The sequence below is a fragment of the Bythopirellula goksoeyrii genome, assembly GCF_008065115.1.
Lineage (GTDB): Bacteria > Planctomycetota > Planctomycetia > Pirellulales > Lacipirellulaceae > Bythopirellula > Bythopirellula goksoeyrii.
This window is the reverse complement of the sequence record NZ_CP042913.1, coordinates 5,910,825-5,926,373: the sequence shown is the minus strand read 5'-3', so window position 1 is coordinate 5,926,373 and position 15,549 is coordinate 5,910,825. Positions and strand designations below refer to the sequence as shown.

Genomic DNA, 15,549 nt, shown 5'->3' with positions numbered 1-15,549 from the left:
AAAAACGCTGCGGTGTGTCTGTCTGGCCTAGCTACCCAGGACCTCTTGTCGGCCGAGCAAATGTTTTTTGCTTCGGCCGCTATCCCTGTAGAGCCGGCAGCTCAAACTTCTAGCATGAGCACTCTAGGCGCGTGACGACGTTTGACAAGTCTGTCAACGAAAAAAGTTCAACCAGGAAATGCAGGATTTCGGCAAGCCCACAAAGCTCAGCGATGCAGGCGGTGCTTACCAAGACCTTCGGCTTTCCGGACAGTTGCAGGGCAAATCCTCGACGCTCAGAGAGTCCGAGCCGAGAACAGATTCTTGTCGACTGACGGTATGGGAGATACAGAAAGTGACTCGGGCGGCAAGTTAAACTTGACGGCCGACTTGACCGTGGCCACGCTCAGCCAGCAGGACGGCACTGTGACCTACCTGCTCGGCGGCGAACTGACGATCGACACGATTCTGGGGGTGTCGGCGGGCGGCGAGTTTCGCGCCCTGGGCGGGACGCTCAGCGACTACAATAGCGATGGCTTGCAGCTCAGCGGTGAGTCTGCATTCGAATACGCAATAAAGATCAACTCTGCCAACAGCTGAGACTTAAGTAGTCTCTCCCGGAGCTAAGGTTTTCACCAATCGACATTTCGCAGACGGCTGGCATGTTTTACGAGCGATACTTGCATGGGTCAGCACGACCGCCCGCAAACTTCGCTTAGTCGAAACTGCTGAAGTTGGACCATTCTCGGTCCAGAGCAGCACTCTGGAACTGACGTCGGTGAAAATCACCGTTGTAGTTATGTCAGCGCTAAGCCCTCGGAGAAGAAACCCACTTGTGCCGCTTGGAGGAACCAATAGGGGTCCATTGGTCGACGCCACCGCTGAGATCGTAGAGTCTCAAGGACTCATCAACACCGAACAACACCACCATCAACCCACCGTTTTGGCATGAGCGGCTTTAGCGTTAGATCTGCCGCAAGGAATTGCTCTGTCTAATTGGACGATTCCCCATTGGAACCAAGCAGGACACTCCAAGTGCGTCAGCTCCTCCCGGAGATGTGGACTACGTGTATAATGCCTGAAACATTGAGTGTTCGCCGTGAATTGCAAGCCTCGTTAGCGGGTTCCCCGTTCCTTTTCCTGGTGACCTTCTGCCAAGTCGGCCCGACTTACGAAAAGTGGTTATGATGCCTGATGATTTCTGCAAGTTTCTGGGAAGAATCGAAGCCGTCTTCATCGTACCCAAGTAGCTAAATCGATTTTTAGGACAATGCGCCAGACGCCTGCTACTGCGAGTCGACAGCACGACTATATATTTGCCTCGAAGAATATGTCCGACCTAATGCGAGTGAGAGTCCTCAACGAACCAGATCAATGGGGCCGAGTGACCACTGCTGCGTGGAGATTGAAATCAATTAATTGCCAACAGCTGGTAATGCGACATACGATTGAGTAAGACCTATTGATAGTTCGATACACCATTGTTGAGGGAAAAATTATCATGAAATACAAGAGACTCATTTTAATGGTATTCATGATGATAAATTCATTGGTGAAAGCGGAAGAACAGTCCCGAATTCTGTTCACATTTGACAAGCCCGACGCCCCTAAGACATGGCAGACAGTCAACGATGGCGTGATGGGAGGCCGCTCTGATGGCCGCTTCAAGATCAATGCAGACGGAAACATGGAGTTCTATGGAACGCTGTCGCTAGAAAACAATGGAGGCTTTGCTTCAGTTCGTTCTATTGGAACCAAGCTTGATCTTATGAAGGGTGATGTACTCCTGGCACGGATCCGAGGTGACGGTCGGGAGTACAGCTTAAACCTCTATACGCCTAGACGAAGGACGGCATTCTCTTACCGATCCCCCTTTACGACCAAGAAAGATCAATGGACGGAAGTGGAATTGCCATTGGATAAGTTCGTGGCAACCTCCTTTGGTCGAATTGTGCCAAACCAGACGCTCGATCCTTCGGAAGTAAACGGAATAGGTGTCCTGCTGGGTGACGACAAGGCAGGTCCCTTTAAGCTCGAAATCGAGTGGATCAAGGTGAAGAGAGGCTCGAAGCTTGCCGAGAAGGATTCTGAAGAGTAAGTATCATTGACTAGCTCGGGAAGACTCTATTGTCCCGGAGAATGAGTCACGTATCGAAATTCGCAAACTAAGCGTTTCGCCTACTGATTTGCCTGATCCTTGGAAAACTTCATGCCAACTTGCATAAACGAAGATGGTGCCCCCGTGTGGGCAAGCTACTGGCTCTGTGCTGCGGGAATTTATAATCTCGTGTGGGGCGCGCTCACGATTGCTTTTCCGCACTTGCTGTTTGATCTTACCGGCGTCGAGCGGGTCAATTACCCTGAGATTTGGCAGTGCGTGGGGATGATCGTTGGGGTCTACGGAATCGGCTATTTGATTGCCGCGGGGAACCCACGACGTCACTGGCCAATAGTGCTCGTCGGGCTGCTAGGCAAAATCTTTGGTCCAATCGGATTCCTGGGGGCCTTATGGCGTGGAACATTTCCCCCGCTCTTTGGGCTGACCATCCTGACCAACGATCTCGTGTGGTGGATTCCGTTTGGCCTGATTCTTTTGGACGCAGCCCGAGCTCACAAGAGCGAGCGGCGACCCAATGCAGCGAGCTTGAGTCACTTTCGCTGGGAGTCTCGGATCAATGCTTCCTCAGAGCAAGTGTTTCGCTTTCACGAAAGCGCCGAAGCATTGCGGAGTTTGATCCCGCCATGGGAAAAGATGCAGGTGAGCGAGAGCGCTGGTTCTCTGCTTCCTGGCAGTCGGGTGGTGTTGCGAGGGAACGTCGGACCAATTCCCGTTAGTTGGGTAGCAATCCACACCGAGTACGAACCACCGCACCTGTTTGCCGATCGGCAAGAGTCGGGCCCGTTCGCTTGGTGGTATCATCGGCATCACATCCTCGACGATGGAGAGGGAACCTTGCTGCGGGATGAGGTGGAATATCAGGTCCCATTGTGGCCACTGGGCGACTGGTTAGGGGGATGGTTCGTTCGCCGCAAGCTGGAACGAATGTTCGACTATCGTCACAAAACAACCCGCAGCCTAGTAGAATCGGGGGTATGGGAATCCAGTTCACCTACGACCGGAGAACGCTTGTTGTCAGGAGAGGGATGAACATGAAAAAGCTGATTGTCGCTGCGGGGCTGGCGGTATTTGAGAAAGACGAGCCCCAGCACGACGTGACTATACTCGGCCGCATCCATGTTGTTCCGCATCTTATCGGCCGCCGCCCAGAGAGTTTGCTCAAACCCAGGTTGGCCCCGTTGGCGGATTGCTTCTTCGCAGATTTTTGCTTGGCCATACGTCGGGGCTTCTTCACAACTGGGCTTCGTGAGGAGCAGTCGAGTCCGTCCAATTTTCCCGAACCATCGACAGCGGCCCTGGCGATCTTCGGTTTAGTAGGAACAGTCTGCATCAGGCGTGCAATACGGCCTTGAATGGTCGCCGGTAGGCTAAAAGTCTATTTGGCCTGATGACGTGAACACGTTCCAAGCAGGAATCCGACCTTACGATTCTGTCGTTGCCAGGCCGGAATCGAATACTCCCTCAAATGCTGGAGGTGAACAGACCGACTGCAATTCGTCCCGTCGCTAACTGAGCGAGGATGGACCAACCGACGCCAAATAGCATTTCGCGCAATTGCAGGCGGTGAGGGAGACCTCTGAAGTAGCGTCTTCACATTGATCGTTGAAAAAAGCCAACGACTGTTGAAGGTTGGCAATTCGTGACTCATTGTTCCTCTGCGCACCCCGCGCCTCCGCGGTTATATTAATCCTTCCGACTCGCACCTGATGCGACGCGACAGATGCATTTGAAGAGAGGCGGAGCCTCACGTGCAGTGCGTTCCGAGGCAGAGCCTCGGAACGAGTTGGCAAGCGAAACTCAACTTGTCTGATGATCGATACTCAAGAATCGTCACTAACCTCTTTGCCTGTCCCCCAGCCCCCCCGTCGTACCTCCGCGCCTCTGCGTTTAAATATCTTACTTTCAATCCTACTGACTAGCGCCCAGTAACCAGTGCCTAGCTCCTCTTCCCGTCACTTGCGTTTACGGCTAGCCAATCGTTGCTGCGCGACCATATTCGATTGGCACAAAAATCGAACCTAACCTCCGCCTCTTATTTCCTTATAATGGCGAAAGCACGGCAGCACGAAAAGAGTCGCTGTCCTGTGGCTTTGTGCTGCGCTGATCGTTGATAAGATTTTCGGTAGTTTGTTTGCCCGAGAGAGTAATTCGACTCGAGCGAAGCGGCTAGAGATCCGTCTCTACGGGGCCAAGGTTGTTCGCCTTTTGTATTTCGAAGGAGGGTTTTGTTTGCAAAACTATTTCAAAATCTTTACCAAACCGCTGGAAAACAACAAATTGTCGCCGAGTTTTGTATTTTGTTTTTCGCATGCTGCTCCTGCGACAAAAGTTTGTGCTAGGGGCGGGTGAAGTGGATTACTTGCTCATTGCCAGAAAATCTTGATACTCTATCATCCATAGAAGTACTAATCTCATCTGGCAGTCTGATTTAGGAAGAAAGTCGCCATGGCAAGTCACCTTGCCGATACATCGAGCGAGCGGAAGTGGGCGACTGGCTGGATCCTGCCATTGTTGGCGGCCTTGTCTCTCGGCATCTTTGGCGGTTTGGGTGTCTTCACTTTCGGATACGGCGAGGGGTACGCGTACCTTGGCAACGACCCGCAGAGCTGTGCCAACTGCCACGTAATGCAGGAGTCGTATGACTCCTGGCTGAAGTCCAGTCATCATGCGGTCGCTGGTTGCAATGACTGTCACACGCCGCACGACAATCTGTTAGCCAAATACTGGACGAAAGCCGACAACGGTTTCTTTCATTCCCTGGCATTCACGACAGGGGAGTTTAAGGACCCGATTCAAATCAAAGAACGCAACAGCAACGTTGTTCAAGCGGCCTGCCTGCACTGTCACACGGATCTTGTGAATCACATGCTGCCAGTCGAAAAAGGTGGCGACATGCTCAGTTGCGTTCATTGTCACCAAAGTGTGGGTCACGCCCAATCCGTCGCTCCCAGGCGCTACGAAGGATATTGAAGAATGTATGTCGATCTATTCCGTAAATTGTATTCTCCACGGCAAGGTGGAGTTCGAATGCTTCTGCTCACGTTTCTTGCCGCCGCAATCGGAACCGCGCTCGTTGCATGGGTCTTAATTACAATGCTTGCCCGCAAGCAAGAAGCTCGCGATCCCTACGTGCGGGTCGTCGATCTCAATGAGATCTCGGTCGATCCCGAGCCTTGGGGACGCAACTGGCCTCATCAATTCGATGGCTGGAAGTCCACCGCCGGCGATAAGTTCTACGGCGGGTCGAGCGCGATGCCACAGTCGAAGTTGGAGAAGCAGCCCTGGCTCAAGCGGCTCTATGCCGGATACGCCTTCAGCATAGATTACCGCGAAGCCCGCGGCCACGCCTATATGCTCTACGACCAAGGTGTCACCGAGCGTGTCACAAAGAAGCCACAAGCGGGCGCATGTTTACATTGCCACGGATCGACGTCGGTTCTTTACCGCAAAGTGGGGCTCGAAGCACTGGACAAGGACAGCAGCGACGAAGCCTTGTCAGCTGGCTTCAATATGGAGGCGGTGCAGAAAGGCTTCGAGCAGCTCAGCACGAAATCCTACGAAGAGGTGCTCGCGATGCTCAAACAGACGCCGGACGGTACCCCGGAAGAAAACAAACCGGTCTTTCCGCAAGCGCCTGTAGGTGGGTTTGAAGGTGAGTTCGCCGGTAAGCCGGTTCCCGAAGACCACCCGGAGATTGGTGAGGCGCACCCGGTTACCTGTATCGATTGCCACGATCCCAAAACGATGGAGATCCGTGTAACCCGCCCCGGGTTCATCAACGGCATTCGTGACCTTGCCGAGGGAGACGCTCCGGCGCCTCACCTGCCAAGTATCGACAAGTGGCGCAACGGCAACCGCGATGTGCCCTACGATCCGAATGTGCACGCCAGCCGCCAGGAAATGCGGTCCTTCGTCTGCGGACAGTGCCACGTGGAATACTACTGTGCCAATAAGATGACGCTCACCTTCCCCTGGAAGAACGGTCTGCGAATGGAAGACGAAGAACGCACCTGGGAGGAAACCACGTTTCCCGATGGCAGTGAGTTCTTCGACTATGTGCATGGCGAGACCGGTGCGAAGACCTACAAGGTGCAGCATCCCGAGTTTGAGTTGTGGAGCCAGGGCATTCATGCCCGCAGCGGTGTTAGCTGCGCGGACTGCCATATGCCTTACCAGCGCGTGGGAGCAGCCAAGCTGAGCAGTCACAACGTGCGTTCCCCGCTGCTCAATATCAATGCTTCCTGTCAGAACTGCCACCACCAAAGCGAAGCCGAGTTGGCAGGACGCATCGAAACCATCCAGGAGCGGAATCAGGCTCTGCTAGAGCGAGCTGGCGCTGCCATGACCGAAATGGTCGACGCGATCAAGGAGGCCAAAGCGGCAGGTGCGGATGAGGAGTCGCTGAAGGATGTCTACGTCTTGCAGCGCAAGGCGATGTGGCGCCTTGACTACATTAGCAGCGAAAATTCGCGAGGGTTCCACGCCGACCAGGAAGCGGCACGGATCCTTGGTGAGTCAATTGATTACAGTCGCCAGGCACAAGCGGCTGCTCTGAGGCTGCGTGCACCTGAGGCACCGAGTACTGAAGATTTGCCCGTGGAAGAAGTGCAAGGAGTCACCAAGCCGAAGAGCTGACTCAGGGGAAATGAAAAGCAATCAATCGACACTCACTTACCCCAACTCCCCAGGACTGACCCCCAGATCAACAATGCTACACGCCACGATCGGTTCGAGCCCCATCTCCTTGGCGGCAGCGACCAGTTCGTCGCTCTCGCTTCCCGGATTGAGCCACAACTCGTCGCAGCCTTTGGTGGCGATCTCCGCGAGAAGGTTGATCCCGACCGCGGGGGGCACATAGAGACTCACCCGAGTAAGCCGCTCGGCGGGGACCTCGGCCAGCGACGTGTAAACGGTCAGCCCTTCGATTTCGCCCCCCTTGGGGTTGATCGGAAACACTTCATACCCTTGGGCCTGATGGGCACGAACCGATTTGTTGCCGAACTTACTGCGGTCGGCACTGGCACCGATAATAGCGACGGTAGGGCGAGACATGGGGCGACCCTCATGAAAGGATAGTTTTCGAGTTTGGCAAACAGTATAGATCGAATCGGAGCGATGGAGTAGGGAACCGCTTCGTAGATCGACATTGGCTGGTATTTCCGCGCAAACCGTCAGCAACCGGATATCCGCCGATTCCCGCTAAAATAACGCAAATATTTGCTGTCCCGTAGCGGGCCAATTATACTTAAAGGGAGCCCCTTTCGGCATCTTAACGCCTGCCGGCAAATCCAGTCTTCGACGAACAGAGAAACTATGTTTAGCGCGAATTTGACATCACGATGGTTGACCGGTTCGCGCTTGGTGGCCCTCGCTCTCGTGGTTACTTTCTCATGGAGCAATTTGCTCATTGCTCAAGAAGCAGACGAGGCGGCCTCCGCGGGACCCCGTTTCGCGCCGGGAGTGCTCACTACGATTGAGCCCAACTTGGAGCCGGCCGACACCGTCAATGTACACGACATGGTAGAGATCCGTGCTGACAAAGGTCTTCAGCGCACACCCAATCTACTCTCCGAAAGCCGCACGCTTTTTGAGATTGCCGAGGACGCCGAGTTCCGTCAGAGCATCTGGTGCCTGGAGTTCTCCTTCAAGCCACTGCGAATGATGTACGTCGATATTCCCCAGCCCAATATGAAAATGCAGCGCAAGCTGATTTGGTACATGGTCTACCGCGTCCGCAATACAGGGGCGGGACTTGTGCCAGAACGCGAGGAGAATGGCACGTTCACCACGGTCAAGCAATCGCTGGGACCACAGCGATTCATTCCTCAATTCTTTCTGAACAGTTTAGATCGCAACGCCGAAGGCGATCCGGTCCGAAAGTCTTACCTGGACCGGATTCTACCGTCGGCTGTTACAGCGATCGCCCGTCGCGAGCTCCCCGGTGGACAACTCCTGAACAATGTGGAAATCTCTGAACAACTCTTAGAGCCGGAAGAGGGCAGGGCAGTCGGCGGCCTCTGGGGAGTGGCCACTTGGGAAGATGTAGACCCCGAGATTGATTTTCTGGCTATCTACGTGCGGGGCCTCACCAACGCCTACCAATGGGAGGATGCGGCTGATTTCGAGGTTGGATCTGCCCCTGGCACGGGGAGAAAGTTCCAGCGGAAGGTCCTGCAGCTGAATTTCTGGCGTCCCGGCGACTCCTACGCCGAGCATGAGAACGAAATCCGCTTCGGATCAGCCCCCGGATATGCCGGGTATTATGGCACTCCCGAAGGCGTTGCCTATCAGTGGATTTACCGGTAGAATCGACGGGCTACCGGTCGCCGGAGAAGCAAACTGTGTTGCTCCGCGTGCGACTTCCACCAGACAACCCCTCGAACCCCCACTAGTGCCATGGCTCATAAAAAAGGACAAGGCTCCAGCCGCAACGGTCGTGATTCCAACGGACAACGCCGCGGTGTGAAGCGCTACGGCGGCGAAAACGTCATTCCCGGCAACATTCTCGTTCGTCAACTCGGCAACAAGTTCCACCCCGGCAAGGGCGTGGGCCAAGGAAAAGATTTTACCTTGTTTGCCTTGATTGAAGGTCAAGTCATGTTCGACCGCGAAGGTCGACGGATCAACGTGATACCCGTTGCCTAGGCATTTCTGTCTTTCCCACAGGGTGGGAATGACATGAAGCATTGAAATTCAGCAAGGGATGCGCAGCAGTGTGCATCCCTTTTTCATTTCCCCTCGTACTTACTCACTTCCCCGCCATGTTTGTCGATCGTGTTACCGTTGAAGTTGAGGCTGGCAAAGGAGGTGACGGCTGCGTCAGCTTTCGACGTGAAAAATACGTCCCTCGTGGCGGACCCGATGGGGGGGATGGGGGGCACGGTGGCAGTGTGATCGTAGTTGCCGAAGCAGGGGTCGATAGTCTCCAGATGCTTGTGCATCGCAAGCATTGGCATGCCCGCAGTGGCACGCCTGGAGGCAGTAAGAATTGCCACGGTGCCAACGCCGACGATCTCACGATTCTTGTCCCGCCGGGGACGGTCGTGATCGACGCCGACCACGATTTTGTGCTCAAGGATCTGGAAGCTGCGGGGGAACAGGTGATTGCTGCCCGCGGTGGAAAGGGTGGCAAGGGGAACACACGATTCAAGTCCTCCACCAACCAAGTTCCCCGAGAGCACACCCGCGGTGGCCCTGGCGAAGGCCGCCGGATTACCTTCGAACTAAAAGTGATTGCCGACGTGGGGCTGCTGGGAAAGCCCAATGCCGGCAAAAGCACTCTGCTCAGCCGTGTCTCGCGTGCCCGACCTGAGATCGCCGACTATCCGTTCACGACCAAGATTCCGAACCTGGGAATCGTGCAAGTCGACATCGACCATGCCCTGGTGATGGCCGACATTCCCGGACTGATCGAGGGGGCCCACTCTGGTGCCGGCTTGGGCCACGAATTTCTCCGCCATGTGGAACGTACCCGAGTGTTGGTCCATCTTATCGAGCCGATGCCCATGGACGGGACCGACCCTATCGAAAACTACCATGCCATCCGCTCGGAAGTAGAGAAGTATGATATTGACCTGGCCAATCGCCCTGAGATCGTTGCTATCAGCAAGGCGGAACTACCGGGGGCTGAAGAAGTTCGCAGTGATTTAGAGCAGACGATCGGCAAGCCAGTGATGCTATTCTCCTCAGTCACTGGTCAAGGCTTGAGCGAATTGGTTCGCAAGGCGTATACCATTCTGGGGGAAACACGGCAAACCACATGAGCGAAACGGCGGATCTGTTGGCGGTGGACGTCGGCACTAGCCGCGTGAAATTCGGCTGGTTTCCTGCTGAGATTGCCTGTTTGAATGACCCTGTAACGAGTACCTTACCAATTGCTAGTCCCCAGCTGCCTCTGCCCGACGAGACGTTTGCTTGCCGACATCGAGACGTGCCCCCGGACGAACTGGCTGAGCAAATTGCCGAGTGGCTTACGCAGCTGGAAGTTCAGCAGACTCAGGTTGCCCTCTCCTCAGTAAGCCCCGAAGCAACAAAGTCGGTCGCGGAGATACTAGCCCAGCACGGTTTTTCTTCTGTGAAGGTGCTGACCTCTGGTGATTTGTCACTGGAGGTTCAAGTAATAGAACCCAATCGTGTTGGCATCGATCGATTGCTCAGCGCAGTAGCCGTGAATCGAGTTCGCAATGCTGACCGGTCGGCCATCGTGATGGATCTGGGAACCGCAGTCACGGTCGATCTCATAAGTCATCACGGAGTCTTTCTCGGTGGAGCAATCCTACCTGGCTGGTCCCTCGCCGCTGCCGCCCTGCATGGGGGTACCAGTTCACTACCACTCCTTTCCTCGGATAACATCCAACTTCCTGAGCACGACTTGGGCAAATGCACCACCGAAGCCATCGCAGCGGGACTCACTTGGGGCCTGATTGGTGCTCTGGAGAAATTGATCGAGAAGTACACCGAACTTTCGGAAGGCACCCCTCAACTCTTTCTAACCGGCGGCGATGCGCCGATGGTCCTGGACGCACTCAGCGAAAGCACGGGACCCGTACGTCATATCTCACATCTCATTCTCGCAGGGATCGCTATCGTGAGTGAGGCGAAACGGTGACTCGCCCAGTTGGTGACAACCAAACGTGCGTCAGTGTGCTGACCCCCACCGGCCGCGGAGCCGTGGCCGTGGTAGCCGTGAAAGGTCCCGACGCTGTGACAGTCGTCAACAGTTGTTTCCTGGCAAAGAATGGTCGAACTTTAGATCAGCAACCTTTAAATCGCATTGTCTATGGTCACTGGGGCAGCATCGATGGAGAGGACTTGGTGGTCTGCCGCCGGAAAGAAGACGTGATCGAAGTGCATTGCCATGGTGGTACCCAATCCGTGTTGGCCGTAGTAGATCGGCTTGTTGATATGGGTTGCCATGAAATTGAATGGAAAGTATGGGTTACTCGTCAACAACATTGTCCACTCGTCGCCGAAGCACAGATCGCCATGGCCGGAGCAACCTCGATTCGCACCGCTCTGATTCTGCTGGATCAGTTTCACGGAGCCCTGCGCCGTGAAACTAAGGAAATCCATGCCGCAATCCAGACTGGAGAGTCTTCCGATGCCGCTATCCGCATCGAAAGACTCCTTGCCCGCGTACCTTGTGGATTACATTTGACCGAACCCTGGCAAGTCGTCATCGCCGGGAGGCCGAATGTCGGCAAGAGCAGCCTCATTAATGCGTTGGTCGGATACCGCCGCGCGATAGTCTTCGACCAGCCTGGAACCACCCGTGATGTAGTCAGTACGACCACCGTCATTGACGGTTGGCCCGTGCAACTGAGCGACACCGCCGGGCTACATTCTACGACCGATACCCTTGAAGCCGCCGGTATTGAGCAAGCCCGCAGTCAATTGGTACGTGCCGACATGGTTATTTGGGTTGAGGACGCTTCGACTATTGATTTCCAATCACTGCCGACCAGAACCGAGATCCTGAGCCAACGAGCGGTGGAACTAAGCCTCGTTCTTCCCAGCCGGCAACTCTTGGTACTCAATAAGTCGGATCTCGCAGGACACGATGTACCACCCAAGCTACTCGCTACCAGCACGCTAACGGGTCAGGGGATCGATCAGCTCCTATCGGCAATCGTTAAGCAGTTAGTTCCCGAGCCTCCCGCACCTGGGGCAGCGGTTCCGTTTACCACTAGGCAAGCAGGTTTCTTGCGAGCGGCGGCAACAGCTTGCGAGCAAGGAGACGCAGCAGATGCCTTAGCCCCGCTTAACGAGTTGCTTCATCCCGGATTGTACTCAGAATTAGATACAAAGCCGATCTAAATCTGACGCCGCCGAAAGCCGACCGCGCCGAGCAACGCCAATCCGCCGAGTAGCAACGAGCTTGGTTCGGGAATCGAAGGCCGCTCGTTGACCTTAATGAGGTAATCGTTTTCCCCGTTTGGCCCCGGCGTGATCGGGCCACTACCATTAAACATCAAGTTCTTGGTGATTTTGAACACGGCGCCCGGAGGAAGTGGAGGGAATTCAAACCAGATCGATAGGCCATCGGTACTGGTCATTCCTGGGAACGCACCAACCGGAGTTTCAATCACACCACCAGCCCACTTAAAAAGACCGCCATCGCCCACAGTTGGGTCGATGTCTTCGTGCCAGTCAACGATTGTTACGGGATGCGATGAAGTAGGGGGGCCAAGGGTGATGAACTCCATGACACTGACCATCGATCCGGGGCCACTTGTAGACCAGCCTTGACCATCGCGGTTGATGATAAACTGTTTCATCCAGGGGTTGTCCGTCTCCGGATCCGGTGTGATGGGGATCGGATTTGATGGATCACCGACCATGATCATATCTTCGTTTTCGTTGTCGCCAACGAAGGGACCCATGGGAGGAGGTGGATCCTGGGACACCCCAATCACGGTGCCAGCCGAAGCAGTCGCCGTCAAACAAAGCAGCAACGAGCCAACAAGTGCGAGGGAGAGCCCACCAGAAAAAAAGCTCTGCATGATCTTACGCATTAGTTCTCCTCCAAAAAAAGATTCCAAAGACAAGGGCACCTTCTTGCACATTCTAAATTGATCGCACTCCGAATGCCAGAGAATTCCAACAAGATCATTTACCCTAGTCCTAATGGGGGGCAAGCGAATAACGGAATTGGTTTCGTTAGGGATAGACTAGGGCGTTTACATAAATGCTTTGTCTATCATTGATTACGTCGTTTGCGTGCACGCGAACAAAGTAAATTGGAAAGGCAAAAAACTCAGATCTCAGGCCGGCGCAGAATCTCACTCGCAATAATCGCCTGCCGCATCCCTGCGGGACTGCGTAACATCTGAGCGATATCTTGGGCTCGCGAGTCCTTCAAAATCTCTTCCACGGGCTGAACTCTTCGTTCTAACGATCCCACCTTGTGGTCAAACCGTTCGTGCAGATGCTGCTCCAATCGTTCATCAGCATACTCTACATCATCACCTAGCTTGGCCACTTGTTGTGCGATGTCGGCAGTGTTGAGGTGCTTCGAAACGTGATCCCGAACACTCTCTTGCCGCATGTCCGTGACTTTTTCTGCGACAACCGGTTGCTCCACTTTGAGGACGACTGGCTTGGGTTTCGGTGACTTCTTTTTGGGAGGTTTGCCTTGCATCTCGCGCAGGAAATCTTCCACTTCCCCACGGAGTTTATCAGCGACCTCCTGACCCTTGTTGGGAACCCCCTCCTTCTGCGGTCGCGGTGGTCGCGGTCGCTTAGGCTTGTTCTTGGCAGAGAGCAGTTGCCCGAGCGCCGAGATCATGAAGAAGATGAGCACGACGATCAGTTCTCCCCAACCCTGAGCAGCGAGTAACAGTGAGAGATGATTCATGGTATGGACAGTTTAGCTTCTCTCGCTGAGACAGCAGGGAAGAAAAAATCTTTTTCTCTGCGACTCTGTGTCTCTGCGAGAAATATCTTAGAGTTGTTACCACCAGCTAAGCTGGATTTTATTATTTAAGATTTGCTCCAGCTTGAGCCAAATCATTCCCGACGCGAGGACCCAACCCCGGCGATCGATTCCCGCATGTCGGTATCCGCTTGCACATTCTTCAGTTTGTAGTAGTCCAGTATACCGAGTCGGCCATTGCGGAAAGCCTCGGCCATTGCCTTAGGAACTGCCGCTTCTGACTCGACCAAATGGGCCCGATTTTCTTCGATCATGGCGATGTTTTCCTGCTCTTGCGAAACCGCCATCGCTCGGCGACCCTCTGCCGCAGCACGAGCCACACGCGTATCGGCCTCGGCCTGGTCCGCTTGTAAACGGGCTCCAATGTTATCACCCACATCGATATCTGCGATATCAATAGACACGATTTCGAAAGCCGTTTGTGAATCCAACTTGCGGGCGAGCACCGCCTTGGAAATGCGGTCCGGATTTTCGAGTACATGGGCGTGGGTATCGGCCGAGCCGATAGCGCTAACAATACCCTCGCCAACTCGCGCAACGATAGTCTCTTCGCCAGCGCCACCAATCAATTGATTGAGATTTGCCCGCACAGTGACACGTGCCTTAACCTTGAGTTGAATCCCGTTCTTGGCGATGGCGTCGAGCGTAGGGCGCTTCGATTGTCGACCTGGGCAATCAATCACGCGGGGATAGACACTAGTCTGCACCGCTTCGAGAATATTGCGGCCTGCCAGGTCAATGGCCGTGGCTTTCTTGAAATCGAGGTCAACAATTTTCGCCTTGCGAGCCGCGATCATCGCGCGAATCACCAGCGGCACGTTGCCACCCGACAGGTAGTGCGACTCAAGGGCTTTGGTCGTCACGCCATCTTCCTCAGTGATTCCCGCCTGGGTGGCCATGATCTTGCTGCGCAAAATGACAGTAGGATTCACTTTGCGAAAAGTCATTCGCAATAAGTCGAAGATACCCACTCGAGCGCCGGTGCTGATCGACTGAATCCACAACCGCGCATAGCGAGCGAAGATTGCAAACAACACCAGGAACACCACAAGCCCAATAAAGCCGATGATCAGCCAAACTGTCGGAGACAGGGCAAACAATATCTGGGCCAGCGGAGCAGGCAGAAGGTGGGGTAAATGCCAAGTCATGGAAAAGTTCCTGGATTGTTCGAAGTTTGGCAGAGTTTCTCTGCTCGCTTTGTACCGCGTGAGAGAGGTCAGTGCAAGTCAGCGCAGTGGAGGAAATGCTCAATGATCAATACTCAGTAGGCAATCCTAGTGGCAATTGGTCAGTGTTCAGGATCATCAATTTCCTCCAATCCAAATTCATCCAACGAACGCGATAATACATCCCGTTGATCCTGGGGAACCTGCGAAGCTTCATCCGGATCGGCACGACGAACCACGACGCGGTTCCCTCGTACCTCGGCCACCACGATTGACTCGCCTGCTTCAATGGCATCTCCCTGCGAAATGGCATCAAGCCTTTTCCCATCCACCAAGACCACCCCAGAGGGAAGCATCAGCGATTTTGCAATTCCCATACGACCAACCAATTCTTTACGTTGGTCAACTGGTTTGACTTCCTCCTCACTGGGAAGCTCCCCCAAAAAGGCTCGTCCCATTGGTGTGTAGGGCCACACCTTAAATGCCAGCCCCAGCATCGCGGGTACAGCTATCAATGCACAAAGAATAAACAGCAGCCCCGAAGTCGTGTCACTCCGAAACGCAAACACAATGCTTGCCAAGACCGCAAACCCAGAAAGCAGCCCCAAGATCCCTCCGGAGGGAATAAACACTTCCAGCACGACCAGCGCGCACCCCAGCAACAAGAGAATGACGGCCCAGGTAAGCGGATCCAATCCAGTCATGCGAGTTGAGTCTCCGTAGTCGTCGAGAAAACACTCGCCATATTCTATCCGAAAAAGCGGCCGGGGTGCAAAACCCGATTTTTTTCGGAATTGGGTTATTCCATTCTAGCAGTTGCAGCGAAAAACTCGCTTTTGGGCATTACTGCT

General features: G+C 54.4%; 16 protein-coding genes. 10 read left to right on the top strand and 6 right to left on the bottom strand.

The annotated features are described in order from the left end of the window. The first annotated feature begins 303 nt into the window (after positions 1-303). From Pr1d_RS23415 to Pr1d_RS26425, 3 genes are all read left to right on the top strand, one after another. Entirely contained in the window at positions 304-579 is a 276-nt protein-coding gene (locus Pr1d_RS23415) for a hypothetical protein (protein WP_148075792.1), read from the top strand. Positions 580-1,480: 901 nt separating this feature from the next. Next, a complete protein-coding gene (locus tag Pr1d_RS23410; RefSeq protein ID WP_238476579.1) occupies positions 1,481-2,077 on the top strand; it encodes a CIA30 family protein in 597 nt (198 codons plus the stop codon). A 111-nt stretch (positions 2,078-2,188) separates the two neighbouring features. After that, positions 2,189-3,127 carry an SRPBCC family protein gene (locus Pr1d_RS26425; protein ID WP_210417812.1) on the top strand — a complete coding sequence of 313 codons (939 nt, stop codon included), beginning with the start codon at positions 2,189-2,191 and terminating at the stop codon, positions 3,125-3,127. On the opposite strand, the gene Pr1d_RS26150 is transcribed toward Pr1d_RS26425, so the two are convergent. After that, a complete protein-coding gene (locus tag Pr1d_RS26150; protein ID WP_315853092.1) occupies positions 3,037-3,228 on the bottom strand; it encodes a hypothetical protein in 192 nt (63 codons plus the stop codon). The two genes, Pr1d_RS26425 and Pr1d_RS26150, sit on opposite strands and share 91 nt — an antisense overlap. 1,315 nt (positions 3,229-4,543) lie before the next feature. Here Pr1d_RS26150 and nrfH point away from each other — a divergent pair. Both nrfH and Pr1d_RS23385 read left to right on the top strand, forming a co-directional pair. Then, positions 4,544-5,068 carry a cytochrome c nitrite reductase small subunit gene (gene nrfH, locus Pr1d_RS23390; protein WP_148075791.1) on the top strand — a complete coding sequence of 175 codons (525 nt, stop codon included), beginning with the start codon at positions 4,544-4,546 and terminating at the stop codon, positions 5,066-5,068. Between the two features lie 57 nt (positions 5,069-5,125). Beyond that, a complete protein-coding gene (locus Pr1d_RS23385) occupies positions 5,126-6,733 on the top strand; it encodes an ammonia-forming cytochrome c nitrite reductase subunit c552 (RefSeq protein WP_148075790.1) in 1,608 nt (535 codons plus the stop codon). Positions 6,734-6,769: 36 nt separating this feature from the next. Here Pr1d_RS23385 and Pr1d_RS23380 read toward each other — a convergent pair whose 3' ends face one another. After that, a complete protein-coding gene (locus Pr1d_RS23380; protein ID WP_148075789.1) occupies positions 6,770-7,150 on the bottom strand; it encodes a CoA-binding protein in 381 nt (126 codons plus the stop codon). Between the two features lie 261 nt (positions 7,151-7,411). Between Pr1d_RS23380 and Pr1d_RS23375 the strand changes: the two genes are divergently transcribed. From Pr1d_RS23375 to Pr1d_RS23355, 5 genes are all read left to right on the top strand, one after another. Beyond that, positions 7,412-8,404 carry a hypothetical protein gene (locus Pr1d_RS23375; protein ID WP_148075788.1) on the top strand — a complete coding sequence of 331 codons (993 nt, stop codon included), beginning with the start codon at positions 7,412-7,414 and terminating at the stop codon, positions 8,402-8,404. 90 nt (positions 8,405-8,494) lie between these two features. Beyond that, a complete protein-coding gene (gene rpmA / locus Pr1d_RS23370; protein ID WP_148075787.1) occupies positions 8,495-8,743 on the top strand; it encodes a 50S ribosomal protein L27 in 249 nt (82 codons plus the stop codon). A 68-nt stretch (positions 8,744-8,811) separates the two neighbouring features. Further along, positions 8,812-9,861, top strand: a complete 1,050-nt coding sequence (obgE, locus tag Pr1d_RS23365) for a GTPase ObgE (RefSeq protein WP_238476578.1) — start codon at positions 8,812-8,814, stop codon at positions 9,859-9,861. Further along, positions 9,858-10,706 (top strand): type III pantothenate kinase, encoded by an 849-nt coding sequence (locus Pr1d_RS23360; RefSeq protein ID WP_148075786.1) that lies wholly within the window; start codon positions 9,858-9,860, stop codon positions 10,704-10,706. The genes obgE and Pr1d_RS23360 overlap by 4 nt, the downstream gene beginning before the upstream one ends. Next, a complete protein-coding gene (locus Pr1d_RS23355) occupies positions 10,703-11,914 on the top strand; it encodes a GTPase (RefSeq protein WP_148075785.1) in 1,212 nt (403 codons plus the stop codon). The genes Pr1d_RS23360 and Pr1d_RS23355 overlap by 4 nt, the downstream gene beginning before the upstream one ends. Here the strand turns inward: Pr1d_RS23355 and Pr1d_RS23350 are convergent. The 4 genes from Pr1d_RS23350 to Pr1d_RS23335 all read right to left on the bottom strand — a co-directional run bounded on the left by Pr1d_RS23350 (position 11,911) and on the right by Pr1d_RS23335 (position 15,402). After that, positions 11,911-12,612, bottom strand: coding sequence for a PEP-CTERM sorting domain-containing protein (locus Pr1d_RS23350; protein ID WP_168205449.1), 702 nt, complete (start codon positions 12,610-12,612; stop codon positions 11,911-11,913). The genes Pr1d_RS23355 and Pr1d_RS23350 overlap by 4 nt on opposite strands. Before the next feature lie 242 nt (positions 12,613-12,854). Then, complete coding sequence (locus tag Pr1d_RS23345; protein ID WP_148075783.1) at positions 12,855-13,454, bottom strand: hypothetical protein; 600 nt, start codon at positions 13,452-13,454, stop codon at positions 12,855-12,857. 152 nt (positions 13,455-13,606) lie between these two features. Further along, on the bottom strand, positions 13,607-14,680 hold the full coding sequence (gene floA, locus Pr1d_RS23340; protein ID WP_148075782.1) for a flotillin-like protein FloA: 1,074 nt from the start codon (positions 14,678-14,680) through the stop codon (positions 13,607-13,609). 140 nt (positions 14,681-14,820) lie between these two features. Next, positions 14,821-15,402 (bottom strand): NfeD family protein, encoded by a 582-nt coding sequence (locus Pr1d_RS23335; RefSeq protein ID WP_148075781.1) that lies wholly within the window; start codon positions 15,400-15,402, stop codon positions 14,821-14,823. Between the last annotated feature and the right edge of the window lie 147 nt (positions 15,403-15,549).